Annotated in this window: 19 protein-coding genes; 6 read left to right on the forward strand and 13 right to left on the reverse strand. The window is 67.7% G+C overall.

Annotation, left to right across the window (positions count from 1 at the left end):
* Window positions 1-35: 35 nt before the first annotated feature.
* The 5 genes from AC3A5K_RS13715 to AC3A5K_RS13735 all read right to left on the reverse strand — a co-directional run bounded on the left by AC3A5K_RS13715 (window position 36) and on the right by AC3A5K_RS13735 (window position 6607).
* Complete coding sequence (locus AC3A5K_RS13715; RefSeq protein WP_487618094.1) at window positions 36-1697, reverse strand: glucoamylase family protein; 1662 nt, start codon at window positions 1695-1697, stop codon at window positions 36-38.
* Window positions 1698-1782: 85 nt separating this feature from the next.
* Complete coding sequence (locus AC3A5K_RS13720) at window positions 1783-4818, reverse strand: TonB-dependent receptor (RefSeq protein ID WP_487618095.1); 3036 nt, start codon at window positions 4816-4818, stop codon at window positions 1783-1785.
* A 111-nt stretch (window positions 4819-4929) separates the two neighbouring features.
* Entirely contained in the window at window positions 4930-5136 is a 207-nt protein-coding gene (locus AC3A5K_RS13725) for a hypothetical protein (protein WP_487618096.1), read from the reverse strand.
* Between the two features lie 37 nt (window positions 5137-5173).
* Window positions 5174-6196: a LacI family DNA-binding transcriptional regulator gene (locus AC3A5K_RS13730; RefSeq protein ID WP_487618097.1), complete on the reverse strand. Its 1023-nt coding sequence runs from the start codon at window positions 6194-6196 to the stop codon at window positions 5174-5176.
* Between the two features lie 111 nt (window positions 6197-6307).
* The gene (locus tag AC3A5K_RS13735) at window positions 6308-6607 is read right to left on the reverse strand and encodes a YciI family protein (protein ID WP_487618098.1); all 300 of its coding nucleotides are present in this window, start codon (window positions 6605-6607) and stop codon (window positions 6308-6310) included.
* Window positions 6608-7007: 400 nt separating this feature from the next.
* On the opposite strand from AC3A5K_RS13735, the gene AC3A5K_RS13740 reads away from it, so the two are divergent.
* The 4 genes from AC3A5K_RS13740 (at window position 7008) to AC3A5K_RS13755 (ending at window position 11726) form a co-directional block, all read left to right on the forward strand.
* Complete coding sequence (locus tag AC3A5K_RS13740) at window positions 7008-7910, forward strand: segregation and condensation protein A (RefSeq protein ID WP_487618099.1); 903 nt, start codon at window positions 7008-7010, stop codon at window positions 7908-7910.
* 43 nt (window positions 7911-7953) lie between these two features.
* A complete protein-coding gene (gene scpB, locus AC3A5K_RS13745; protein ID WP_487618100.1) occupies window positions 7954-8853 on the forward strand; it encodes an SMC-Scp complex subunit ScpB in 900 nt (299 codons plus the stop codon).
* A complete protein-coding gene (locus tag AC3A5K_RS13750) occupies window positions 8850-10511 on the forward strand; it encodes a pseudouridine synthase (RefSeq protein ID WP_487618101.1) in 1662 nt (553 codons plus the stop codon). The genes scpB and AC3A5K_RS13750 overlap by 4 nt, the downstream gene beginning before the upstream one ends.
* Window positions 10512-10973: 462 nt before the next feature.
* Window positions 10974-11726, forward strand: a complete 753-nt coding sequence (locus AC3A5K_RS13755; protein WP_487618102.1) for a hypothetical protein — start codon at window positions 10974-10976, stop codon at window positions 11724-11726.
* 12 nt (window positions 11727-11738) lie between these two features.
* On the opposite strand, the gene AC3A5K_RS13760 is transcribed toward AC3A5K_RS13755, so the two are convergent.
* Window positions 11739-12557, reverse strand: a complete 819-nt coding sequence (locus AC3A5K_RS13760) for an amidohydrolase (RefSeq protein ID WP_487618103.1) — start codon at window positions 12555-12557, stop codon at window positions 11739-11741.
* A gap of 155 nt (window positions 12558-12712) precedes the next feature.
* Here AC3A5K_RS13760 and AC3A5K_RS13765 point away from each other — a divergent pair, with 155 nt between their 5' ends.
* A complete protein-coding gene (locus tag AC3A5K_RS13765; RefSeq protein ID WP_487618104.1) occupies window positions 12713-13171 on the forward strand; it encodes a hemerythrin domain-containing protein in 459 nt (152 codons plus the stop codon).
* 24 nt (window positions 13172-13195) lie between these two features.
* Here the strand turns inward: AC3A5K_RS13765 and AC3A5K_RS13770 are convergent, their stop codons facing one another.
* The 7 genes from AC3A5K_RS13770 to AC3A5K_RS13800 all read right to left on the reverse strand — a co-directional run bounded on the left by AC3A5K_RS13770 (window position 13196) and on the right by AC3A5K_RS13800 (window position 23882).
* Complete coding sequence (locus AC3A5K_RS13770) at window positions 13196-13504, reverse strand: type II toxin-antitoxin system RelE/ParE family toxin (protein ID WP_487618105.1); 309 nt, start codon at window positions 13502-13504, stop codon at window positions 13196-13198.
* Complete coding sequence (locus tag AC3A5K_RS13775) at window positions 13501-13770, reverse strand: YlcI/YnfO family protein (protein ID WP_487618221.1); 270 nt, start codon at window positions 13768-13770, stop codon at window positions 13501-13503. Before AC3A5K_RS13775 ends, AC3A5K_RS13770 begins: the two co-directional genes overlap by 4 nt.
* Before the next feature lie 116 nt (window positions 13771-13886).
* Window positions 13887-15683: a DUF885 domain-containing protein gene (locus AC3A5K_RS13780; RefSeq protein WP_487618106.1), complete on the reverse strand. Its 1797-nt coding sequence runs from the start codon at window positions 15681-15683 to the stop codon at window positions 13887-13889.
* A 38-nt stretch (window positions 15684-15721) separates the two neighbouring features.
* Entirely contained in the window at window positions 15722-18052 is a 2331-nt protein-coding gene (locus AC3A5K_RS13785) for a DPP IV N-terminal domain-containing protein (RefSeq protein WP_487618107.1), read from the reverse strand.
* Between the two features lie 127 nt (window positions 18053-18179).
* Complete coding sequence (locus AC3A5K_RS13790) at window positions 18180-20699, reverse strand: excinuclease ABC subunit UvrA (protein ID WP_487618108.1); 2520 nt, start codon at window positions 20697-20699, stop codon at window positions 18180-18182.
* Between the two features lie 919 nt (window positions 20700-21618).
* On the reverse strand, window positions 21619-22758 hold the full coding sequence (locus tag AC3A5K_RS13795; protein ID WP_487618109.1) for a fatty acid desaturase family protein: 1140 nt from the start codon (window positions 22756-22758) through the stop codon (window positions 21619-21621).
* 14 nt (window positions 22759-22772) lie between these two features.
* Window positions 22773-23882 (reverse strand): ferredoxin reductase, encoded by a 1110-nt coding sequence (locus AC3A5K_RS13800; RefSeq protein WP_487618110.1) that lies wholly within the window; start codon window positions 23880-23882, stop codon window positions 22773-22775.
* Window positions 23883-24066: 184 nt separating this feature from the next.
* On the opposite strand from AC3A5K_RS13800, the gene AC3A5K_RS13805 reads away from it, so the two are divergent.
* Complete coding sequence (locus tag AC3A5K_RS13805) at window positions 24067-24756, forward strand: TetR family transcriptional regulator (protein WP_487618111.1); 690 nt, start codon at window positions 24067-24069, stop codon at window positions 24754-24756.
* The last annotated feature ends 302 nt before the right edge of the window (window positions 24757-25058 follow it).

Consider the following 25058-nt stretch of genomic DNA (forward strand, 5'->3'; position numbering starts at 1 on the left):
CGGGCACCTCGATGCGGGCGGGCTGTGGTCACCGGTTACTCCACCGGCACTGGATCGGACGCGCGCGCCGGCGCAGGTGCGGGCGCGCGCGCATCGGTGTCGCGGGTCTGGTTGGCGGCGCGCGATTCGGCGATGCCCATCGAACGCGCAGTGGCGCCGTCCACGTCTGCAGGACCGGAATCCTGCGGGCCGTCCTCGCCCGCCAGCCAGCCACCGGTGAAGCCGGCGCGCTCCAGCCCGCTGCGGATGTACGGATTCTTCTTCATGACATCCCAGACGAAATTGTTCCGGTAGTTCGCGATCATCGCCAGGATCGGCCCCTGGTCGATCGCGATGTAATCGCTTGCCACCCAGCCGCGACCCGGAATCAGGCGCCCCGTCTTCAGCGGCACGTCCTCGTAGGTGAAGCTGGGATTGAAGGAATCGAGGAAGCCGTAGCTCGAATACAGGAAGTCACCGAAGCGGCGATGCATCTCCTCCGTGGCCGGGATCACCAGCTCCGGCGCGAAGGCGACCGAGGCGACCGCCGCGGTCGGGGCGATCGTGCCGTCGTCGAACGCGACATCGAGACCCGCACCGCGGGCGCTGTAGTGACGGAACTCGCGCTGCTCGCCGTTGTAGTCCTGCGAGGTGCGCTGCGGCCCGTCGCTGGCGGTGAGGCCCCAGACGTTCTCGCCGTATTCCTTCCAGGCCATCGGATTGTCGATCGCGTACTGGCGCTGCGCATACGTCGCGCGGCGGCTGTTCTCGAAATAGTCGATGCCGCGGCGGCGCATGTAATCGTCGCGGATGCCGCGGAAGTCCACCCAGACGTGCGTGTACTGGTGGCCGAAGTGCGGCGCGAAACTCAGGTATTCCTGGCCGCGGAACACGCCCCAGCTCTTGTCGTACGAACGCGTCCAGACCTCCCAGGCATCAGGCTCCACCGGATGCGTGGGCGAACCCAGCGCCAGGATGTAGACCAGCATCGCCTCGTCGTAGCCCGTCCAGTCGTGCTCGATGAAACCGCTCTCGGGATACCAGCCCATCGAGATCAGCGGCTTGCGCTGCTGCAGGAACGGCCAGCGCACATTGCGGTACAGCTGGTCGGCAAGCTTGCGGATCTCGGCCTCGCGCGGATCGTCACGGTCGTAGTACGACTGCGCGAACAGCACGCCCATCATCATCAGACCGGTATCGACGCTCGACAGCTCCACCCACGGCTCGTAGCGGTGGCCGTTGTCCATGTCGATGAAGTGATAGAAGAAACCCTGATGGCCGCCGGTGCCGGTGGCCTGTGGTCCCATGCGCACGTCGCGGAAGAAACGCAGCGTGGTCAGCGTGCGATCCACCGCCTGGGTCCGGCTCACCCAGCCGCGTTCGATGCCGATCGGATACGCGGTCAGCGCATAACCGACGGCCGCCACGCTGGAGAACGGACGCGACGGGAAGCGGTCCGGCGTCAGGCCGTTGACTTCATTGGTCGTGTCCCAGAAGAACTGGAACGTGCGTCGCTCGATATCGGCGAACAGCGGCGGCAGCTCTGGCGGACCGGTCACTTCGGGCTCCGGCTCGGGTTCGGGCACCTGCGCGATCGGGCCTGGCTTGGGCGCCGGCACGGCGGGTTCGGCCGGCTCCTGTCTGCCGCAACCAGCGAGCACCAGCGCGCCGAGCAGGATGAAGACGAAGAGCTGGATGGAACGCAGACGGGATTGCATCGTGAAGAAAACCTCGCGGTGAAATCGTTTTCAGTGGACAGTATAAAACTGCCGGCGCCCTTGCGGGGGCCGGCAGCATTCAGGGTTACCAGTTGACGCCGAACGTCAGCTTGAACGTCCGCGGCGGGAACGCCGTGGCGAAACTGTCGGGATTGCGACGACCGAAGTTTTCGTTGGGGTTGGCCACGCTGTTGGGATTGCTCGGATCGCGCCCATCGCCACGGCCATCGATGTAATCGGTCCAGTTGTACCAGTTGAAGACATTGAGCACGTCGGCGCGGACGCGGAGACGGATGTCCGTGCCGGTGTCCCACTCCTTCTGCAAGGCCAGATCGAACTGCTTGAAGCCCACCGTGGTGTCCGGGTAGTAGGGATCGAAGAAGCAGTTGAACGTATCGATGTCGATGCAGTTCAAGGACTCGCGCGCCGCCGGCGACGAGATCTCGAACTTGCCCGACAGCGTGAGTCCCCAACCGATGTCGTAGATGCCGGTGGTGACGAGGCGGTGGCGTGGAATCCCGAGCGCGCGCGTGAACGCGACATCGTCCAGGTCACGGTAATCGAACGAGAACGTGTCGCTGTTGTTCCGGTTCTCCTTGGCGTCGCTGAAGGTGTAGGCGATCGTCGTGCCCCAACCGGACTCGCTGGTGAACGGCTTGTCGAGCGACAGCAGCACGGAGTTCAGACGTGTCTCCACCGCGTTCCGGCCGATCAGCAGACGGCCGTAACCCGGCAGGTTCTCCGGCGGAATGCCGCTGAACGTACGGCCCGGCGCATAGAACGAGCCATCGTCGCGGCGATTGCCGACCGTGAACAGAATGCCGTCATGGCTCAGCACGTGAAGCAGCGTGGCCGAGGAATTCCAGGTGTTGCCCATCATGTCGAAGACGTTGCGGACACCGAGGCTGAACTGGTCGGAGTACGGGGTCTTGAGATCGTTGTCGATCAGATAGACCGCGCGCCCCAAGCCGGGATCGGCGGCCACCAGGCCATCGAGCGCGTCCTGTTCGAGGTACGAGGGATCCCAGGTCAGGCAGGTTTGCGCAGAAGTCGTGGTGCAGTCGTGTCCGGGCAGTTCGAACTGATAGGTGTAGCTCGGGAATGCCAGGCCGTATTGTTCGCGCGCGAGGAAATCAAACTGGTTGCGGTTGTAAGAGCGCCCTGCACCACCGAACAGCACGAACGACTCGTCGCCGCTGAAATCGTAGGAGAAGCCGACCCGCGGCTGCCATGCGCCCTTGAAGGCACTGCGCTCGTTACCCGTGCTCACGAACTGACGGTAGTCGTAATCCACGCCCGGCACGTTCAGTCCCGGAGACGCCGCGAGCGCATCCACGATCGGCTGCGGCGTCACGTGATCGAGGTAGCTCGGGGTCTTCTCGTAATCCCAGCGCACACCGAGGTTGACCGTCAGTCGATCGTTGACCTCCCAGTCGTCCTGGATGTACAGGCCGAGCTGCTGGTTCTTGGACACCACCGCGCCATCGCCCGTCAGTCCCGACGATGTGAACTGGACCTGGTAGGGCACATCCAGACTCTGGTTGAGATCGTAGAAATACTGGGGATTCGGCGGCTGCAACTGGTTCGCACTGACCTCGACATCCTTGTACTTGATGCCTGCCTTGATGGTGTGCGCCTCGAAGCCGAACCACGTGAAGTCGTTCTGGAAGCCGAGTCCCTTCTGTCCCTTGTCCTGCTGGTCGGCGCCGCCGCCGATGTTGAGGATGGCATCCATGCGCGGATTGTTGTCATTCACCTCGCCCTCGGCGGGAATCAGCAGCCGCTGACCGCGCGCGATGGTGAGCGGACGCGGACCGTAGGTCGCATCCTCGAACGTGATGTGTGCGTCGTTGAGCCAGTTCTCGGCGCTGTATTGGTAGCGCAGATCGAGGCGGGTCTCCTCGCCAGCGCGTGACGTACCGAACTGGAAAGTGTTGATGCCATCGACCCCGACGATATCCTCTTCTTCACGATACTTGGCGGTGAATTCGACCAGGTGCGCGTCGCCCGGCGTCCAGCTCAATTTGCCGAAGAACAGATCTTCTGTGAACGGCGAACCGGTCGTCGCCAATGCTTCCTCGCGATACGGCGAAGGCAGCGAGTCGATGCCGAAATCGCGCCCCGGCGTGATCGAAGCGACGCGATCGATCTCCTTCGCCTCGTAGGTCACGAAGTAGTGCAGGCGATCCATGATGATCGGGCCGCCGATGGCGATGCCGTAATGCTCGGTGCCCGAGCGCACCTTGTCGCGGCCACGGAAATTTTCTTCGGCGGTCTTGGAGCGGAAATCCTGTGCGGTGTAGTCCCAGAAGAACTGGCCCTCGAACTCGTTCGTGCCCGACTTCGTGACCGCGGTGATGCCCGCGCTCGAAAGCTGGTCGTATTCGGCCTTGTAGTTCGAACTGATGACCTTGTATTCGGCGATGCCCAGCTGCGGGAACGGATTGCCGGGCGTGGAATCCTGCCCGGTCACGCCGCCCTTGAGCACGTAGTCCTTCTGGCCGACGCCGTCGATGAAGACGTTGACTGCGTTCGACACCTGCGCGCCGCTGCGGATCGACGCGCCCGTCGGCGAATTGGACACCGTCACACCCGGCACGATGTCGGCGAACGACAGGAAATTGCGCGAGTTCTGGGGCAGCGAGTCGATCTGCTTCTGGGAGATATAGGTCGCGACTTCGGACGTCTTCGTCTCGACAAGTGCGTCGGCCGTCACCTGGACCGTGGCCAGGTCGGTGGCCTCGCCTGCCGTCGCGCTTTCGGCCTCACCGCCCACGCCGAGGTTCAAGGTCGTGGTCTGACCCACGGCCACCGTGACGTTCTGCGAGGTGCTCTGGCCATTCGCTTCCACCTGCACCCGATAGGTGCCCGGCGGCAGACCGGCAAGGTTGTAGGCGCCGTTGGCGCTCACGCCCACGCTGCGGCTGAGGCCGGTGGCGGTGTTGACCGCAGTCACGCGGGCATCGGTGGCCGGCGCGGAGTCCACCATCACCTGGCCACGGATCGTGGCGGCCGTGGACTGCGCCAGTGCCGCAGGTGCGGCGATCGCCATGCAGCCTGCCAGCGCGACGCTGAGCAGCGAACGCGACAGCGGGCGGAAACGAACGGGGGTATGCGTCATGGTGGTTCTCACTTCAATCGGAATATCGGTTGGTCGGATACCCGGCAGGGCGCGCGTCACCCCCTGCGACGCACAGCACACCGGTGGAAGCCCGCGTGGGCGCCCGGTCAGTCAGGTGGTGTCGGTGGTGGCGACCGCGTCGGTGCGCGTCGCGAACAGAAGCATTTCAGACGGAGCAGCGCCGTTGCACAGACGGGCGCGTCGGCGTCGATTGGTTGCCTTGCGCATTCCGATGCATCGCGTTGCCTTCGCGCTGACGCGCATCCGCGCAGCGATCACCGCGACGGCCAGGACGCAACCCGCACGCTCGATCCTCATCCAGATCCCCTCCCAAGGCTCCAGGTGTCACTTGCAATCAGCTCGTCGAACGAGGCTGCTTCCGGTCATGGCCTGCACCGCAGGAATCCCGCACCACGAGGGCCGGCTGCAGCCCGCGGGTCGATGCCGGGGTCTGCGCTTGCTCTGTCTGTGGATCGAGCAGGGCACGCAGCGCGCGGGCCCCGAGTTCAGCGATGTCGACGCGTATCGTCGTTAGCGACGGGTGAACGTAGCGTGCAAGCGGAATATCGTCGAAGCCCGCTACCGCAATGTCGTCCGGTGCGCGCACGCCCGCACGACCCAGCGCGTAGATGCACGCGATCGCCATCGTGTCGTTGGCCGCGAACACCGCGTCGGGACGGTCGTCCATCGCAACCAGCGACTGCCCGGCGTGATGCCCGGAATCTTCGTCGAACCGGCCCGGCAACTCCCAGGGCGCGCATCCCGCATCGGCCAGCGCATCGCGATAGCCACGCAGGCGCTCGCCGGCGTCGTCGTTGTCGTCGGGTCCTCGGATGAAGGCGATCCGTCGATGTCCGATGTCGAGCAGGTGTCGCACCATGTCGCGCGCGCCACCGTAGTTGTCGATGCCGATCGATGGCCGCTCGACGGGACCCGATGCATTGATCAGGACCAGCGGCAGGCTGTCGTCGACATTCCGGGCCAGGAAATCGGCCTCGTGCACATAGGGCGACAACAGCAGCAGGCCATCGACGCGTCCGCGCATCGCCCGCAGCGCGGCGCCCTGCTCTTCCGGATTACCGTGATAGCTGGAGACCAGCAGATGCAGGCCGCGGGTGCGCGCCACCTGGTCGATGCCGCGCATCAGTTCGGAGAAGAACGCGCCGTGGAGGTCGGGCAGTACGACGCCGACGGTCTGCGTGCGCCGGCTGCTGAGGCTGCGCGCCGCGTGGTGTGGGCTGTAACGCAACTCGGCTGCGGCTTCGAGCACCCGCTTGCGAACGGCTTCGGCCACGTTCTGATGGCCGTTGAGCGCACGTGACACGGTCGCGACCGATACGTCGGCGGCCTTTGCGACATCCTTGATGGTCACGCCCATTCCGCCCTCCGCAGCATGCGAACGGCGCGAATGTAAGCGTTTCCACGTCACTTCTGCAAACTCAGCGTCACCTTTCGCGATGCTGCAGTGCAAGATGCCGGATGCGAAACGCTAGGGCAGAACCGGCCGGAACGGCCTGACCTCAACGCGTGCGTAGACGCCTGCCGCCACGTAGGGATCGGCATCGGCCCACGCCCGCGCATCGACCAGCGAGTCGAACGCCGCGACGATGAGACTGCCGCTGAAACCCGCAGGCCCCGGATCCTCCGCATCGATCGCCGGGCACGGGCCGGCCAGCAGCAGACGCCCCTCGTTCCGCAATGCATGCAGGCGTTCGAGATGCGGCGGTCGTGCGGCCAGACGCCGGTCGAGCACGTCCGCATGGTCGTAGCCTTCGATCAGGTACCACATCGTAAAGTCTCCTCCGGACAGCCGGCCGCAGTGTAGGCGGATCGCCTCGAACGACGCGATGCGGGCGACGCTGGACATCGCCCCGGCGCTGCGCGTACCCTGTGTTCCAGCATTCCCGGCCAGTTCCCGCAGCGGTGCGCAGTCCACGCCACCTGCTCCGCGATCACCCCACCGGCCCGGTCCGACGCCTTCCGATCTCCGCGCTGCACTTGCAGTCACGTGTCGCGCATGGCATCCGGCCGCAGACGTCTCAGCAGTATCCGCAGTTCCCGCGCCGGCCCGTGCCGCGCACCGATCCGGACCCGTGCCTTGCGCCCGCCGTCCCGTCGTCATGCCATGTCAGCAGTGATGCCCCATCCGTGATCCCGTTCCTGTGCGTGCCCATGTGGCCGCGACCCGAATGAGTCAACCCGCCTCCGACGCAGACGCGCCGGCGCTGCCTGCGTCGACGCCGCAGCAGCAGGAAATGCGCCTGGCACTCGTGCACGGTCAGCCGGTGCTGCAGATCCCGCAGGACCTGTACATCCCGCCCGATGCGCTGGAAGTGATCCTGGAGGCCTTCGAAGGCCCGCTCGATCTGTTGCTGTACCTGATCCGCCGGCAGAACCTGGACATCCTCGACATCCCGGTCGCCGACATCACCAAGCAGTACGTCGCCTACATCGGCGTGATGCAGGAACTGCGCTTCGAACTGGCCGCCGAGTATCTGGTGATGGCCGCGATCCTGGCGGAGATCAAATCGCGGATGCTGCTGCCGCGCCCTGTGCTGGACGCCGACGACGAGGGCGACCCGCGCGCCGAGCTGGTCCGCCGGCTGCAGGAGTACGAACGTTTCAAGCAGGCGGCCGAAGACATCGACCGGTTGCCGCGCCAGGACCGCGACACCGCGCCGGCGCAGGCGGCATTGCCGGACCACGATGTCTCCCGCGAGCCACCGCCGGTGGACCTGCGCGAGATGCTGTTGGCCCTGCACGACGTGCTCAAGCGCGCCGAGCTGTTCACCGGCCATGCAATCCGGCGCGATGCGCTCAGCGTGCGCCAGCGCATGGGCGAAGTGCTGACCCGGCTCGCCGGCGGGCATTTCCACCGGTTCGAGACGCTGTTCGACCCGGAAGAAGGCCGCCTCGGCGTGGTGGTGACCTTCCTGTCGGTGCTGGAGCTGACCAAGGAACGCCTGCTCGACATCGTGCAGGAGGCGCCGCTGGCGCCGATCTACATCAAATCGCTGGCCGATGCCGACGGCGCTGCGCCGCCGACCACGTTCTCCAGCGAGTTCGACGACCACGTCCCTGATCCGACATGACGCGCACCACGCGTCTCCACTGAGCTTCGAGTCCGAATCCACGATGGACCAGACCTTCATCAACCGCGTTGTCGAGGCCGCCCTGCTCGCCTCCACGCAGCCGCTGACCGTGGCCCAGCTGGGCGCACTGTTCACGCTGGACGAACCCGCGCCCGACGGCAGCCTGCGTCAGGCGCTCGACGACCTGCAGGCCGCGTGCGCGGACCGCGGCGTCGAGCTGGTCGAGCTGGCCTCGGGCTGGCGCTACCAGGTCAAGGGCGACGTCCACGGCTGGGTGAGCCGGCTGTGGACCGAACGCCAGACCCGCTACACCCGCGCCACGCTGGAAACGCTGGCCCTGATCGCCTACCGCCAGCCGATCACGCGCGGCGAGATCGAGCAGGTCCGCGGCGTCGCCACCAACAGCAACATCATCAAGGCGCTGGAAGAGCGCGAGTGGATCCGCGTCGTCGGCCACCGCGACATGCCGGGCCGCCCGGAACTGCTGGGCACGACGAAGGGCTTTCTCGACTATTTCGGCCTCAAGCGGCTGGACGAGCTGCCGCCATTGTCCGAGCTGAAGGATTTCGCCGAACTCGATCCGCAGCTGCGGCTCAACGACGACGGCCCGCGCGGCGTCGGCGGTATCGCCGGCGGCGATGATTCCGGGCTCGATGCGGACGACCTCGCGGACGAGGATCACGACGACACCGCGGACGGCGCGCTCTCCGCGGACGGCACGGACACCGCGCAGGTCGACGACCACGATGCGAGCCACGCGCCGCCGCCGCACGACGACAGCGCCGCCGACACCGGCAGCGACACACACACGGACGCGGGCGATCCCGCCACGTCAGAGACTGCGACACCCCACCCCGACACGGACGCCGAACCCGGCGCCCAGGATCCCGACCCACAAGACGCCCTCGCCGCGGACGGCGACAGCGACCGGAGTACTTCATGACGCAACATCGCAACACCCCCGACAAGCCCACCCGTTCCCCGCTGTCGCTCAAGCGCGGCGAAGCGCCGGCCGCCGATGCCGCCCCCAAGCTGGAAGAGCGCCTGCACAAGGTGCTCGCGCAGGCCGGGCTGGGCTCGCGTCGCGCGCTCGAACAGCGCATCGCCGACGGTCTGGTCAAGGTCAACGGCGAAGCCGCGCTGACCGGCATGTCGATCAAGGGCGGCGACCGGGTCGAACTCGACGGCAAGGTCTTCGTGGCCAGTGCACTGACCGAGCCGGCGCGGATGCTGGTCTACAACAAGCCCGAGGGCGAGGTCACCACGCGTGAGGATCCCGAAGGCCGTCCGACGATCTTCGAGGCCCTGCCCGCGCTCAAGGGCGCCCGCTGGATCGCGATCGGCCGCCTCGACATCAACACCACCGGCCTGCTGCTGCTGACCACCGACGGCGAACTCGCGAACGCGATGATGCATCCGTCGTACGAGGTCGAGCGCGAGTACGTGTGCCGCGTGCGCGCCCCCGAGGGCGAGGACACCGTGTCGGACAAGATCGTCGACCGCCTCAAGCGCGGCGTCGCGCTGGAAGACGGCCCGGCCAAGTTCGACGCGATCGAACGCATCGGCGGCACCGATTCGCACGACTGGTACCAGGTGCTGCTGAAGGAAGGCCGCAACCGCGAAGTGCGCCGCCTGTGGGAATCGCAGGGCTGCCAGGTCAGCCGCCTCAAGCGCGTGCGCTACGGCAATGTCGTGCTGCCGCAGCCGCTGCTGCGCGGCCAGTCGCAGGAACTGCCGGCCGCGCAGGTCGAAAGCCTGCGCACCGAACTCAAGCTCGAGGAAGGTCCGCCGCCGGCGCTGACGCTGCAGCCGGTGATCGGCCAGCGCAAGGCGGCCAAGTCGACCGTGCACCTGGGCAAGGGGGGCGGCACCGGCAAGGCCTACGTCAACGGCCACAACAGTGGCGCCGACGAAGGCCGTGAGCTGCGTCGCTTCGACAACGTGCGCGAAGATCGCGGCCGTGGTCGCGGCGGTCCGCGCAAAGCGCATGGCGGCCTGACCGTCAGCGGCGACGCGGCGGCCAAGCAGTCGCAGAAGCCGTTCAAGCAGCGGGCCGACAAGGGCGCGCGCGCCCTGCCCGATGGCAATCCGGCTGCGTTCCGCACCTGGTACGTGCCCGATGGCGTGGAGACCGGCCCGACCGGCCACCGCAATGCCGACGGCCGCGGCCCGAAGAAGCCCTATGGCGGTGCAGGCGGTCCCGGCGGCGCGAAGAAGCGCGGCCCCGGTGGTCCCGGCGGCGGCGGACAGGGTCCGCGCGGTGCAGGCGGCGGCGGTCCGCGTGGACCGGGCGGCGGCGGTGGTGGCGGACAGGGTCCGTGGGCGTCGCGTCCGGCGGGCGGTGGCGGTGGCGGCGCAGGTCGTCCGCGCGCGCCCTACGGTCATCCGGACAGCGCGCCCAGCTTTCCGTCCGACCATGCCAATCCCGGCAGCTTCAATCCGAATGCAGCCCCGCGCGGTCCGCGTCCGGCCGGCAATCGCGGACCGAAGGGTCCGGGCGGTGGCGGCCGGGGTCCCGGCGGCGCACCGGGTGGCAATCGTGGTCCCGGCGGACGTCCGGGCGGCGGTGGCAACCGCGGTCCCCGCGGCGGCAACCGGTAAGCCGCATTGACGCGTGACGCGTGCCGGCTTGCCCGGTGCGCGTCATGCGCTGACGCGGCGTTCCATCCGGAGCCCTTGCGTCTCACCGATGCGTCCGACGCGTGCCGTGGTCCGCCGATCCGGGCCGCGAATATCGTCTTCGGACGCGTCCGGCATCGGACGTGGTGCCTGCGCGTCGCCTGCGTCCGGGATGCCTCGTCATCCCGGGCCGGGCGCAATCAATGCATGCGCATCTGACACGACGTCGCGCCCGGCGCGTTCCGTCTGACGATCCGACACACCTCCTTCGAAGCGACGTCGGCCGCCACGCGCATCGCGGCAGTCGCACGCACGCTGGACTCGCTTGCTGGCGCAAGACCGCGCCCCGATCCGTCTATGCCCCCGGAACCCTCTGCCCGCCCACGCGGACGCTTTCCCCGCCTCACGCGGCTCATCGAAACCGATGGCTGGGTACCGATGCTGATGATCGGCCTTCCGGCCCTCACGGCACTGCTGTTCCTGGCCCTGTTCGCCAGTGGCGTGCGCGAGAACCGGCTGTTCGATCGCGACGCAGTCGATACGTTCGGGCACGTGGTGGACGAGCGGACCTGCCGTACCGGCACCCGCTTCGGTCTGGAGAACTGTTACCGGATCGCCTTCACCGACCACGCGGGGCAGACCGTGGTGTTCAGCGCGCGCGGCCGTACCAGTTACCGCGCAGGCTTCCGTGTACTGCCTGCCGCATTGGCCGTGCATTACCTGCCGCAGCGCCCCACCTACGCACGGCTGCGCGGCGACCGCGCCGATACGGCGATCACCGGCTGGCTGGGGTTCGGCAGCCTGGCGATGGCCTTGCTGATGGCTGGACTCTTTCTGCACGCGCGCCATTTCGCGCGCCGGCATGCGGATTTCAAGCGGACGCTCGACGCGCGCATCGAGACCGACCCGCCCGCTGCCCTGCTCGACCTGGCGGCAGACATCGCCGATCCCCCGCTGCAGCAGACCTGCCTGCAGGACATCGCGCTGGCGCTGTACCAGCGGGGCCATGTGGCGGAGGCCGATGACGCACTCTCACGTGCGCTGGATCTCAATCGCCGGCACGGCGGCAGCTACGGCCGCGACATCGGCCTCGGCGTGCTCGGCCGGGCGCTGTACGCGGCCGGACATCCCACCGCCGCGCAGCGCGCCCTGGAGGCGATCACCCATCGCGACGTGCGCCGGCACTTCGGACTGTAGATCCGGCCGCGGTCAATCGCCGCCGTTCGACATGCCGTCGAGGGTGAAGCGGTCCGCGTCGAGCATCGCCGGGAAACGCGTGCGGTGCGCGGCCAGCTGTTCCGCCGACAGCGTCGTCGTCGACACGACTTCCATATCGGTCGATTCGCTGAGCGGATGGCCCAGGCAGTCGAGCACCGCGCTGTCGCCCGCATAGGCGATGTCGTTGCCGTCCACACCGACGCGGTTCACGCCGACCACGAAGCACAGGTTCTCGATCGCCCGTGCGCGCAGCAGGGTCTTCCACGCGTAGGCGCGCGCAGCCGGCCAGTTGGCGACGAACAGCTGCAGATCGAAATCGAGATCCCCCGGACGCTCGACGTCGTAGCGGTTGCGGCAGAACACCGGAAACCGCAGGTCGTAGCAGACCTGCGGATTGATCCGCCATCCGCGCCACTCGACCGTCAGCCGATCGCGCCCCGCCGCATAGCGCTTGTGTTCGTTGGCGTAGCGGAACAGGTGCCGCTTGTCGTAATGGCGCAGCGCGCCGTCGGGCGTCGCCCAGAGCATGCGGTTGTAGACGCCGTCGCCGTCGCGCAACTGCACGCTGCCGGTCACTGCCGCATCGAGCGCGACGGCCTGTTCGCGGATCCAGGCGACGGTCGGACCGTCCATGTCCTCGGCGCGATCGATCGCATCGTTGCTGAAACCACTGGTAAAGGTCTCGGGCAGCACCACCAGATCGGTCAGCCCATGCAGCGGGGCGATCAGCGCGCCGTAGTAGTCACGGTTGGCCGCCGGGTCGTGCCACACGGTGGCGCCCTGGACGGTGGAAACGCGAAGGTTCTGCATGGCGGGATCCTGTGGGCCATGGATGCTGGCCGATGCTCTGATTCTCGGCGTTGCCGCAGGCCGGCTCAAGCGCGCCCGTGGAACGGCGGCCGCACACGCCGGCTCCACCCGGCCCGGCCTAGGGTGCCCGCAGCCAGCCGACCACGGAGCCCGCCATGCCCGAGACCATCTACGACGCCCTGCGCGAGAGCCACGAACGCCAGCGTTCGCTGTGCCGCAAGCTGCTGCGCGCCCCGCCGCACAGCGCACGCCGCGTCGAACTGTTCACCGACCTGCGCATCGAGCTGGCCGCGCATGCCGCCGCCGAGGAGCGTTTCCTCTACGCGCCGATCCTGATGCACGACGCCGGCCTCGACGCGTCGCGCCACGCGCTGCACGAGCATCACGAGATGGACGAACTGGTCGAGGACCTGCAGACGCACGACCACGCCGGTGCGGCGTGGATGGCGAAAGCGAAGCAGCTGTCGGAGAAGGTGCATCACCACCTGCGCGAAGAGGAACGCAAGTTCTTCCAGGTCTCGGGCAAGCTGCTGAGCGACACCCAGAAAACGCGCGCGGCGCAGCGCTACCGCCGCGACCACGCGCGGATGGAAAAGAAGCTGCGCGAGGCGTAGCGCACGCCAGAAACGCGAGCGACGTCAGTACAGATCGCGCTCGCGTTGGTGTCGGACTGCAAGCACCGTGACGGTGCTCTGGTCATCGATCTCGAAAAGCGCGACGTAGCCTGACGCCCCGAACGGAATCACAAGCTCGCGTAGCAAGGGGTGCCCGCTTGCGGCACGTCGGCAACTGAAAGGCGACGTTTCGACAAGCGCAAGTGTCTGCCGGATCGCGACTATCGCACGCTCGGCAAGACGCCAATCCCCGTCAGAACGGTCGAGTAGAAATTCGAAGAGACGCTGCAGATCAACGGCGGCTTCTTCCGTGAAGCGGACCTGGAAACTCATCCTGTGCGACGTTTCCGGTCGTCCAACGCTGTCTCCAGCGCCGCGAGGACATCCGCCGCTCCCACATAGCGACCGGTGCGCTTCGCGCCTGCGCCCGAAGCAAGACCGCGCGCGATGAACGCCGCGTCCGCCTGACGTGCCTCGATCTCGGCGCGCACGGAGGACTCGACAAATCCGGACAGACTCTCCCCCTCGCGAAGCACGTCTTCCGCCGCCGCGCGCAGTTCCGGCGCGACGCGCAAAGAAGGAAACGTCGCAGTTTTCATGGCCGCCTCGATGCGTTGCAATTGCAACGCATCGTGCGCCAGAAATGCGAACGACACAACTCTTCTGGCCTTACGCGACGCACCCCTCCGTCCCCGGGCCGCGCGCGGAAAGCGGATTATCCAGCGCTGTCTGCATGCGCCTTCTGCTCGGCAATGAACCGCCTCACTTCCTCTTCCAGCACCGGCAACGGCACCGAGCCCAGATTGAGGATCGTGTCGTGGAAGGGGCGCTGGTCGAAGGCCGGACCGAGTTCGCGCTCGGCTTCGGCGCGCAGGTCGAGGATGGTCTTGTAGCCGATGTAGTACGACAGCGCCTGGCCCGGCCAAGAGATGTAGCGGTCGACTTCGGTCACCACGTCGTGGCGCGCGAGCGCGGTGTGGCTGGCGAGATAGTCGATCGCCTGCTGCCGGCTCCAGCCGTATTCGTGCAGGCCGGTGTCGATGACCAGGCGCGCCGCGCGCCACATCTCGAAGGTCAGACGGCCGAACTCGTCGTACGGCGTCTCGTAGATGCCCATGCGCGTGCCGAGCCACTCGGTGTACAGGCCCCAGCCTTCGCCGTAACCGGAGAAGTACGTCTGCTGGCGGAAGTCCGGACGCGCCGGCGCTTCGAGCGCGAGCGCGGCCTGGAAGCTGTGGCCGGGCGCGCATTCGTGCGCGACCAGTGCCGGCAAGTTGTACAGCGGACGCGACGGCAGGTCGTAGGTATTGAAGAAGCACGCTTCCAGGCCGCCGCGGCCCGAGGTGTAGATCGGCGCGATGTCGTCGGCGACCGGCAGGATCGTGAAGCGGTAACGCGGCAGGGTGCCGACGAGATGCTTGAGCTCGCCGTCGATCTTCTTCGCGATCCACGCGGTGTAGGCCAGCAGTTCGCGCGGCGTCTTGGCGTAGAACTTGGGATCGGTGCGCAGGTATTCGAGGAATTCCTCGAACGTACCGGTGAAGCCGGCGCGGGTCATGACCTCGCGCATTTCGGCGGAAATCCGCGCCACTTCGGCCAGGCCCAGATCGTGGATCTCGCGCGGGCTCATGTCGCGGGTGACGTATTCGCGGATCTGCGACTGGTAGAACGCACGGCCTTCCGGCAGGTCGCTGGCGGCGATCGTCGTGCGCGTGTTCGGGAAGTAATCGTCACGGATGAAGCCCAGCAGCGCACTGTAGGCCGGCACGGTCTGCTCCAGCACCACGCGACGGCCTTCTTCGCGCAACTGGCTGCGCACGGGCTCGGGGATCGAGACCGGAATGCGTTCGAACGTCGCCAGCAGCGGATTGTCCTCGCCGGTCTGCGTGTACGGCACCAGCGTGGCATCGCGCCCCTCCAGCGTCGCGCGCGGCACGCTCCAACCGCGGTCGAGGCCGCTGCGCATGTTCGCGATCTGCTCGTCGAAATAACGCGGCACGTCGCCCAGACGCGCGATGAAACGACGCCAGTCGGCTTCGGTCTGGTAGGGCTGGCGCGGATTGATACCGCCCCAGAAGAAGCTGTCGCTGTTGAATGGCGCTTCAAACGTGCGCCAGTCGGCGTTCGCCACGCTGGCCTCGAGCGAGGTGCGGAAGACCTCGGCGTTGATGCGCTCCTCGCGGCCCAGCGATTCGAGCGGAATCGCATCCAGCTTCACCAGCACGTCCTTCCAGTACGCGGCGCGGCGGGCCCAGGCGTCGGGCGTCACCGACGACATGCGGTCGCCGGCCTGCCAGCGGCCATCGATGCGCACGCGGTCGAACTCCGCCTGGCGCCATGCCCACTCGGCGGTATAGAGATCGCGCAGCGCGGACTCGGCGGCGTTCGCCGGCGGCGCCAGCGTGGTCGCAGGCGCGTCCTGTGCGGCCGCGATGCCCGGCAGACCGAGGGCGAGCGACAGCGACAGCGCGAGGGCGGACAGCGTCGTACGGCGACGCGGTGCGATGGACATGGGACGACTCCTGGAGATGGATCTGGGGAAATGCGGATTCATGGCGCGGTGGCCACGCGGTTCCAGCGGGGCGGTGCGACGCCGAGTAGATGGCGGACGAAGACATCGAACTGGCGCCGATGCGCATAGTCGATCGGGCCGCTGGAGCGACCGACCGCATGGCCGCCCCCGGGAAAGGTCAGCAGTTCGAAATCCTTGCCGGCGCGGACCAGCGCATCGACGACCTGCATCGTCGACGCGGGATCGACGTTGTCGCCCTGCTCGCCGAGGATCAGCAGCAGTTCGCCCTGCAGGCGATGCGCATGTTCGACGCCCGAGGCGCGTGCGTAATGGTCGCCCTCGCCTTCGGGGAGGCCCATCCATTGCTCGTTCCAGCTGATCTTGTCCATGCGGTTGTCGTAGCAACCGTTCCAGGCCACGCCGACCGAATAGAACTCGGAATGGAACAGCAGCGCGCCCAGCGTGCTCTGGCCACCGGCCGAGGCGCCGTAGATGCCGACACGGGAGATGTCGTACGACGGATCCACCGCCGCCAATGCGCGATGCCAGGCGATGCGGTCCGGAAACCCGGAATCGCCGAGGTTCCGCCAGGCCACGTCGTGGAAGGCCTTGCCGCGGTGCGCGGTGCCCATGCCGTCGATCTGCACGACGATGAAGCCGAGGTCGGCCAGCGCCTGCATGCCGATTACCTTGTCGCCGCCGCTGTGATAGCCGAACGGCCAGAACGTCTTCGGCACGAAGGCGTCGTGCGGTCCGGCGTAGATGTTCTCGATCACCGGATAGCGCTTGGCCGGATCGTGATCGCGCGGGCGCACCACCACGCCCCAGATGTCGGTGCTGCCGTCGCGGCCCTTGGCGACGAAGACCTCCGGCGCGCGCCAGCCGGCGTCGACCAGCGCCGTGATGTCGCCGCGTGCGATCTCCGCCACCTGCGTGCCGTCTGCGCGCCGCAGCTCCATCACCGGTGGCAGGTCGATGCGCGAATAGAGATCGACATAGAACGCGCCATCGGGCGAGATCGCGATGTCGTGATCCGCATCGGCTTCGGTCAGTCGGGTCAGATTGCCGCCATCGAAATCCACCCGGAACAGATGCCGGAAATACGGATCGCGCCCCGCGTCCATGCCGCTGGCGGTGAACCAGATCCGGCGCTGCGTGTCGTCGACGCGCAGTACCTCGCGCACGCCCCAGTCGCCGCGTGTGATCGCGTTGCGCAGCGCGCCGCTGCGACCATCGAACAGATAGAGGTGGCGCCAGCCGTCGCGCTCGGACACCCAGATGATCTCGTCCTGCAGGCCGCCGACCTCGTGCCGGAAACCGCGCCAGGTGTCCACGAACGTCGCGCTCGGCTCGGCCACCGCGATCCGTGCGACCGGCGCGGCATCGCCCTCCGGCACGTCGACCGCGATCACATCGACGCGCTGGTGACCGCGGTGGATCACCTCGAACGCGAAACTGCCGCTGTCGCGCCGCCAGCCGATCGGCGACAGGCGGTAGGGATTGGCGAACAGGGCGGCGTCAATCTCGAAGCGCCGACCGCTGTGCAGGTCGAACAGCAGCGGTCGTTCGATGTCGACCGCGTCGCCGGGCTTGGGATAGAGCTGGGTGTGCACACGTGGCTGGCGCTGGTCGCGCGGCGCGGTCTCTACGCGCACCATCTCGCGGCGATCGCCCGGCACCACGCGGTACACCGCCAGCCAGCGCGAATCCGGCGACCAGGCCAGCGTCTCGGGATCATCGAACGCGCCTGCATGACCGCCCGCACCGCGCAGCACGATCGCGCCATCGGCGATGCGACGTACGACCACGTTGTCGTTTTCCACCAGCGCCTCGTGCACGCCGTCCGGCGACGGGCGCGGCCTCGTGTCGGCCGGCACCGTCAGATCGCGCACCACGCCGAACGCACGCGGCCGTCCTGCGCGCGGTGCTGCGTGCGTGCAAACGGCCGGCGACAGCGCGCAACGCCAGCGCACGCCATCGGCCTGGAAGCCGATCGCCTGGCCATCGTCGATCACGTCGAACTGTTCGAACGGCAACTGCAGGGGCACGTGGCCTCCGCCATCGGCGCGCGCCAACGCACCGGCGATCGCCGCGTGGTCGAACGCGGGCGCGCTGCGTCCGGTCGCGGGATCGTGGCGCATGAAGGCCATACCGCCGTCGACCGTGACCCGGTAATCGAAGCGCCCGTCGGCTGTCCAGCGCGCCGGAAACGCCACGTCGCGCGTGAGTCCGCGCCAGGCCTCGCGCAGGCCGAGCGAACGCGCGTAATCGTCCGCGTCCGGCGCATCGCCCGCGGCGCGCGCCGTTCCCGCCGACGTCGCCAGAAACAGCGCCGCCAGGCCCCACACGATCCACAGCGGTCGTCCCATCGTCCCCATCATCATGTTGCCGACGCACATTGCCGGCCGTTGCGTATGCCACATGCGCGACCCGTCCGGCAACCGCACACGTGGATGTCAGGCGGTTTTCGACGCGCTCAGAACGCTGCAACGCGTTTCAGACATCGCGCATCGCCTCGGCCAGAAACGGCGCCGTACGACTGCGCTTGTGACGTGCCACCTGCGCCGGGGTGCCGGCCACGACCACCTGACCGCCGGCATCGCCGGCGCCGGGACCCATGTCGATGATCCAGTCACTGGCGGCGGCCACGCGCATGTCGTGCTCGACGACGACCACCGTGCTGCCCGCCTCGACCAGCGCCTGCAGCTGCAGCATCAGCGTGTCGACATCCGCCGGATGCAGGCCGGTCGTGGGTTCGTCGAGCACGTAGACGGTGCCGGCGCGCTGCGCACGTTGCAGTTCGCTGGCCAGCTTGATGCGCTGCGCCTCGCCGCCGGAGAACTCGGTCGCCGGCTGTCCCAGACGCAGATAGCCCAGGCCGACTTCCACCAGCACCGACAGCGGTCGCGCGACGGCGGCATCGTCGGCGAAGAACCCCGCGGCCTCGGTCACGGTCATGCCGAGCACTTCGGCGATGTTGCGGCCGCGCAGCGTCACTTCCAGCGTCTGCGCGTTGTAGCGCTGGCCGTGACACTCCGGACACGGCGCATAGACGCTGGGCATGAACAGGAGTTCCACGCTGACGAAGCCCTCGCCGTCGCAGGTCGCGCAGCGGCCCTTGGCCACGTTGAACGAAAAGCGGCCGGCGTCGTAACGGCGACGCTTCGCCATCGGCGTGGCCGCGAACAGCTTGCGCACGTGATCGAACAGCCCGGTGTAGGTCGCGAGGTTCGAACGCGGCGTGCGCCCGATCGGCTTCTGGTCCACCCGCACCAGCCGACGCACGCTGTCCAACCCGCTTTCGATGCGACCCTCCAGCGCTGCCTCGACGCCGCGCTCCAGCGGATCCAGCGGCGTGTCGTCGTCCGCGTCACGGCCCGCGCCGACGTGCGCGGCCAGCAGTTCCACCAGCGCCTGACTGACCAGCGACGACTTGCCCGAGCCGCTGATGCCCGTGACCGTGGTGAACACGCCGAGCGGGATGTCGACATCCAACCCGCGCACGTTGTGCCGGTGGATGTTCCGCAGGGCAAGCCAGGACGCAGGCGTGCGCCCGTAGCGCGCGATCGGCGCATGGCCCGCGAACAGATACCGCCGCGTCGCTGAGGCCTCGATCTGCGCCAGACCCGCGGGCACGCCGCTGTAGAGCACCTGCCCGCCCTGCTCGCCCGCGGCCGGGCCGACATCGACGATCCAGTCCGCATGACGGATGACGTCGATCTCGTGCTCGACGACGAACAGCGAATTGCCCGCGGCCCGCAACTGGTCCAGCGCACGCAGCAGCGCCTGGGCGTCCGCGGGATGCAGACCCGCCGAGGGTTCGTCCATCACGTAGACCACGCCGAACAGCTGCGAGCGGATCTGCGTGCCCAGGCGCAGGCGCTGCAGTTCGCCCTGCGACAGCGTCGGCGTGCCGCGCGCCAGCGCCAGATGGCCCAGCCCGAGGTCCTGCAGCACGCGGATGCGCGACAACAGATCCTGCGCGATGCGCTGCGCGGCGAGTGCCTGCTCCGGATGCGCCTTCGCGTGGGTGTCGCCGGCCGCGGCAGGCGCGAGCAGCGCCGCCAGCGCATCGAGCGGCTGTTGCGAGAAGTCCGCGATGTCGAGGCCCGCGAACGTCACCGACAGCGCCTCGCGGCGCAGCCGCTTGCCGTGGCACTCTGGACAGTCCGCCCCCACCAGGAACTGCGCAGCGCGCTTCTTCTGCTGCGGGCTCTGCGTATTGGCGAAGGTGTGCAGCACGTGCCGGCGCGCACTGGTGAAGGTGCCCATGTAGGCCGGCTCAGTCTTCGCTTTGAGCGCGCGCTTGACCTCGTCCAGATCAAAGCCGGGATAGACCGGCTCCACCGGCTGTTCGTCGGTGAACAGGATCCAGTCGCGGGTCTTCTTCGGCAGCTTCGACCACGGCACATCGACGTCGATGCCGCGCGAGGTCAGGATGTCGCGCTGGTTCTGTCCGTGCCACGCACCCGGCCACGCCGCCACGGCGCGCTCGCGGATGGTCAGCGAGCGGTCGGGCACCATCGAGGCTTCGGTCGCGTCGTAGATGCGGCCCAGACCGTGGCAGGTCGGACACGCGCCCGCCGGCGTGTTCGGCGAGAAGCCGTCGGCGTAGATGATGTCCTGCCCGCGCGGATAGTCGCCGGCGCGCGAATACAGCATGCGCAAGCTGTTGGAGATCGTCGTCAGGCTGCCCACCGAGGAGCGCGCCGTCGGCGTACCGCGCGCCTGCTGCAATGCCACCGCCGGCGGCAGGCCTTCGATCGAATCGACCTGCGGCACGCCAGCCTGGTCGATCAGCCGCCGCGCATAGGGCGAGATCGAATCGAGATAGCGGCGTTGCGCTTCGGCGAACAGCGTGCCGAAGGCCAGCGACGATTTGCCGGAGCCTGACACACCGGTGAACACCACCAGCGCATCGCGTGGGATGTCGACATCGACGTCCTTGAGATTGTGCTCGCGCGCGCCGCGGACGCGGACGCAGTCGGCGGGATGTGGGGGCTTCGATTGGGACATGCGGGGGCTTCGGGGGAATGCGGGATGCATTATCCGGATGAGGGCGTGTGGGGATGGTGGGTGTGGGCAGCTTCTTTCTTCTGCCGCGCTCTGCTTTTTCCTTTGCCCGCCTTCGGCTTCGGCTTCGGCTTCGGCTTCGGCTTTCAGCCTTTGATCTGCCGAGCCGTAAAGCGAGCCGAGCATCGCAGGACAGTGGGGCCGAAGAGCAGCCCATGTCTGAGCGCAGCGAGTTTGGGCTGCGTGCCCCGCTGTCCGAGAAGCGCAGGGCACCGGCACGGCACAGCCGTGTCGGATCGCGTCCGGCGAACGGGCTTTTTGGTTCCTTTTTGGCCGGTCAAAAAGGAACTCGCACGCGTCAGCGTGCGAAAGCCGTGCAATTGATCCACCCCTCTGCTTTAGCTTCGGCTCTAAGTCCGAACACGGAATTTGAATCAGAATCCGCGCGAGGTGTGCGCTGTTGGGCGCGATCAACTTTCTTGCCAAGGACAGGGCTTCCGCGCTGTCGCGCGGCTTACTTTTGTCTTGCCAAAAGTAAGCAAAAACGCCGTCGCCGGACGCGATCCGAGCCGGCTGCGCCGGCTCGGTCCCCTGCGCTTCTCGGGCGACGGGGCACGCAGCCCAAACTCGCTGCGCTCAGACATGGGCTGCTCTCCGGCCCCGACGCCCTGCGATGCTCGGCTCGCTTTACGGCTCGATAGGGCCAAGGGCCAAGCAAAAGCCAGATCAAACACACACCAGCAACAGCAACAGCAACTGCGACTGCGACTGCGACTGCGACTGCGTCACACCGTATCACCACGCACCGAACAACACCTCTTTCACCACCCGCCGACGCATCAACCGAACCCCCGAACGCAAACGCCCCGCATAAGGCGGGGCGTTCATTGCATCAGGCAACCGGCGGACATCGGCCCCACTACTAGGCCTGCTGCGGCACACCCTCAGGTGCACGGCGCACCCGCTTCGGCCGGCTCGGGAACGCATGCCGCACGATGCGCCACACGACCTCGCCGAACTGCCGCGGCAGCGAGCCGGTGTTGTAGGGCTGCCCGTAACGCGCGCAGATCTCGCGGACTTCCACCGACAGATCGGCATAGCGGTGCGCCGGGACGTCGGGGTAGAAGTGGTGTTCGATCTGGTGGCTCAGGTTGCCGCTCAGCAGGTCCATCGCGCGGCCGCCGCCGATGTTCGACGAGCCGCGCAACTGACGCATGTACCAGTGACCGCGCGATTCGTTGCGGATCGAATCCTTCGGAAAGGTCTCGGCATCGGCAGTGAAGTGGCCGCAGAAGATGATGACGTAGGTCCAGACGTTGCGGATGCCGTTCGCGACCAGGTTGCCCAGCAGCACCGGCAGGAAGAACGGACCGGCCAGCGCCGGGAACAGCAGGTAGTCCTTCAGCAGCTGGCGGCCCATCTTGCGGCCCACCGGCGAGAAGTCGCGGCGCATCTTGCCCTTGGGCATCTTGCCGGCGAACCAGCGGCCCAGCTTCAGTTCCTGGATCGCCACGCCCCACTGGAAGTACAGCGCGAACACGACCGCGATGAACGGCTGCATCAGGTAGAACGGGCGCCAGCGCTGCTCGGGGAAGATGCGCAGCAGGCCGTAGCCGATGTCGTCGTCCATGCCGCGCACGTTGGTGTAGGTGTGGTGGCGGAAGTTGTGCGAATGGCGCCAGTTGTCGGCCGTCGCCACGATGTCCCACTCGTAGGTGCGGCTGTTGAACTGCGGGTCGCCCATGAAGTCGTACTGGCCGTGGATCACGTTGTGGCCGACTTCCATGTTCTCCATGATCTTGGCCAGCGCCAGCAGCAGCACGCCGGCGATGCAGGCCGGCCACAGCAGCCACGGCACGAAGGCACCGCCGATCGCGCCGACCATCAGCAGCGCGCGGCCGCCGAAGCCGCAGTAGCGCACCCAGCGCACCACCTTGCGGATGTAATCGGCATCGACCTTGCCCACCTGCGCCATCGTGCGCGTGTGCAGCGCGTCGAGTTCGGCGCCGAAGGCATCGAGTTCCTGGGGGCCCATACGGCGGGCAGCGGTCGCGTTGGTCATGGAGACTCCGGACATCAGAGATCGAGGACGAGATCGGTCACGGCGCTGCTGATGCACAGCTTGAAGGCCATGCTCGGCTCGCCGTTGACGGCGCCCGTGCGCAGGTCGCGCGCGGTGCCTGCGGACTTGCCGCAGGCGCAGGTGTTGCAGATGCCCATCCGGCAGCCCGAACGCGGCTTCACGCCTTCGGCTTCCAGGGCTTCGAGCAGCGGGACGCCGCGCGGCAGCAGCAGATCGCGGCCGCTGCGCGCCAGGTGCACCGACACCGTGCCGGTGTCGTCGACCGGCGGACGCGGCGGCGGGGTAAAGGCTTCGGTGCGCAGCCGTGCCACGCGACCATCGAGCAGCGCCTCGGCCGCAGCGACGAAGCCGCCGGGACCACAGGCATCGACGTGACGCGTCGCGAGATCAGGCACCAGTGACGCGAGCAGATCGGCATCGATCCGGCCGCCGGCCTCGTCCTGCAACGACGGCGCGTCACCGGTCAGCACGAAGCGCACGTCGAAACCGGAGTGCTGCGCGGCCAGTGCGCGCAGCTCATCGGCGAAACAGAATTCGGCCCGGCTGCGCGCCCAGTACAGCAGCGTCACCGGCGCCGGCATGCCCTGCCCAGCCAACTGGCGGACCAGCGCCATCAGCGGGGTAATGCCGCTGCCACCGGCGAGCAGCAGACGCGGGTTGCTGGCAGTACCGGCGTCGAGCGTCATGTCGCCGAAGCCGGCGCCGATGTCGAGCACGTCACCGACCCGGGCCGGATCCGTCAGATGCCGGCTCATGCGACCGCCGTCGATGCCCTTGACCGTCACCGAGATGCGGCCGTCCGCGCCCATCGGCGCGTCCAGGCTGTAGCTGCGGGTGACGCGGATACCGTCGATGTCGGCGCCCAGGTTGACGTGCTGGCCCGGCAGTGCACCGGCCCAGTGGCGATTGGGCTTCAGGATCAACGTGACCGCGCCCGCCGCGGCCGGGGCATGTCCGACGATGCGTGCGAGCGGCCGTTCCCAGGTCCACGTGGGATGCAGGCGCTGCGCCCAGAAATCGAACACCGGGGGCGCGACGAAGGGCGTGGCGAGCCGCCGGAGACGGCTGCGCGAACGGTTGGCGAGAGGCGTGACGGCTGACATGGGAGCGACTGTACAACCATCCGCACGGCTGTGTATACACGTGTGCATTAATTCCGCAGTGCAGCATGCGTGGCGTTCATCAGTCGCCCCGGGGCCAAGGGAAAACCGGCCGTGCGACCGCTTTGCGGCGGCCCTACGCTGCCGCACTGTTATGCTGGCCCACCGTCGCCGCGATGCCCTGCCCGTGTCCCTTCGCAGTCCTGCGCCCGCCAGCGACGACGTGCCCGTTTCCGATGGCCCCGGCCGCAAGCCGTCCATCGTGCGCGAGGATCTGGTCGCCGCCGCACTGCGCCTGACCGGGCCGCACCGCAGCGTGTCCACCCTCAGCCTGCGCGAGGTCGCCCGCGAGGCCGGCATCGCACCCAACAGCTTCTATCGCCAGTTCCACGACATGGACGAACTGGCGGTCGCGCTGATCGACGTGGCCGGTGAATCGCTGCGCGGCATCATCGGCGACGCCCGGCGGCGTGCGGTGTCCGGGCGCAGTATCGTCCGCGGCTCGCTCGAGGCCTTCATGGCGCGGCTGCGGGCCGACGACAAGCTGCTGCACGTGCTGCTGCGCGAAGGCACCGTGGGCTCGGACGCCTTCAAGCGGGCAGTCGACCGCCAGCTGCATTTCTTCGAGGAAGAGCTGCGCGCGGACCTGATCCGCATCGCCGCTGCCCAGGGCCTGGGCTTCCATCGCCCCGATCTGGTGTCGCGCGCGATCACCCGGCTGGTGTTCGCCCTGGGTGGCACGGCGCTGGATTCGCCGCCCGAGCGCGATGCGGCCCTGGTCGAGGAACTGGCGCAGATGATCCGCATGCTGCTGCGCGGCGCGCACGCATTGAGCCGTGACAGCGCCGGCAACCGCATGCCGCCGCCTGCGGACTGAAACGCGATCCGGCGTCTCCACTGGATGTCCGATGGCGCGGGCGCCATCCATCCCGTCTACGCGTACCGGCCCTGCAGAGCACTGCTTTGGCGATGTGCCGAACGAACGCATTCGTCTGGAAGACTGGCCGCATCCGTGCGCGCGACGCCCTGACCTGCCTCCAATCCACGACCGTCATGCTGCGCCGGATACAGCGAATAAGTGTTTCCTGCACCCGCGCACAATTCACCCGCCCACGTTGACCCCTTCGCAACATGCCCCTGCGCATGCTCACGTAGCAGGGACGGCTCTCGTCCCGCTCA

It is taken from the genome of Luteimonas sp. Soil_C_5, assembly GCF_057656615.1.

Bases quoted from the DNA above. Each gene is read 5' to 3' on its own strand.
- AC3A5K_RS13715 (WP_487618094.1), bottom strand. From the start codon at position 1,697: ATGCAATCCCGTCTGCGTTCCATCCAGCTCTTCGTCTTCATCCTGCTC.
- AC3A5K_RS13720 (WP_487618095.1), bottom strand. From the start codon at position 4,818: ATGACGCATACCCCCGTTCGTTTCCGCCCGCTGTCGCGTTCGCTGCTC.
- AC3A5K_RS13725 (WP_487618096.1), bottom strand. From the start codon at position 5,136: ATGAGGATCGAGCGTGCGGGTTGCGTCCTGGCCGTCGCGGTGATCGCT.
- AC3A5K_RS13730 (WP_487618097.1), bottom strand. From the start codon at position 6,196: ATGGGCGTGACCATCAAGGATGTCGCAAAGGCCGCCGACGTATCGGTC.
- AC3A5K_RS13735 (WP_487618098.1), bottom strand. From the start codon at position 6,607: ATGTGGTACCTGATCGAAGGCTACGACCATGCGGACGTGCTCGACCGG.
- AC3A5K_RS13740 (WP_487618099.1), top strand. From the start codon at position 7,008: ATGAGTCAACCCGCCTCCGACGCAGACGCGCCGGCGCTGCCTGCGTCG.
- scpB (WP_487618100.1), top strand. From the start codon at position 7,954: ATGGACCAGACCTTCATCAACCGCGTTGTCGAGGCCGCCCTGCTCGCC.
- AC3A5K_RS13750 (WP_487618101.1), top strand. From the start codon at position 8,850: ATGACGCAACATCGCAACACCCCCGACAAGCCCACCCGTTCCCCGCTG.
- AC3A5K_RS13755 (WP_487618102.1), top strand. From the start codon at position 10,974: ATGATCGGCCTTCCGGCCCTCACGGCACTGCTGTTCCTGGCCCTGTTC.
- AC3A5K_RS13760 (WP_487618103.1), bottom strand. From the start codon at position 12,557: ATGCAGAACCTTCGCGTTTCCACCGTCCAGGGCGCCACCGTGTGGCAC.
- AC3A5K_RS13765 (WP_487618104.1), top strand. From the start codon at position 12,713: ATGCCCGAGACCATCTACGACGCCCTGCGCGAGAGCCACGAACGCCAG.
- AC3A5K_RS13770 (WP_487618105.1), bottom strand. From the start codon at position 13,504: ATGAGTTTCCAGGTCCGCTTCACGGAAGAAGCCGCCGTTGATCTGCAG.
- AC3A5K_RS13775 (WP_487618221.1), bottom strand. From the start codon at position 13,770: ATGAAAACTGCGACGTTTCCTTCTTTGCGCGTCGCGCCGGAACTGCGC.
- AC3A5K_RS13780 (WP_487618106.1), bottom strand. From the start codon at position 15,683: ATGTCCATCGCACCGCGTCGCCGTACGACGCTGTCCGCCCTCGCGCTG.
- AC3A5K_RS13785 (WP_487618107.1), bottom strand. From the start codon at position 18,052: ATGGGACGACCGCTGTGGATCGTGTGGGGCCTGGCGGCGCTGTTTCTG.
- AC3A5K_RS13790 (WP_487618108.1), bottom strand. From the start codon at position 20,699: ATGTCCCAATCGAAGCCCCCACATCCCGCCGACTGCGTCCGCGTCCGC.
- AC3A5K_RS13795 (WP_487618109.1), bottom strand. From the start codon at position 22,758: ATGACCAACGCGACCGCTGCCCGCCGTATGGGCCCCCAGGAACTCGAT.
- AC3A5K_RS13800 (WP_487618110.1), bottom strand. From the start codon at position 23,882: ATGTCAGCCGTCACGCCTCTCGCCAACCGTTCGCGCAGCCGTCTCCGG.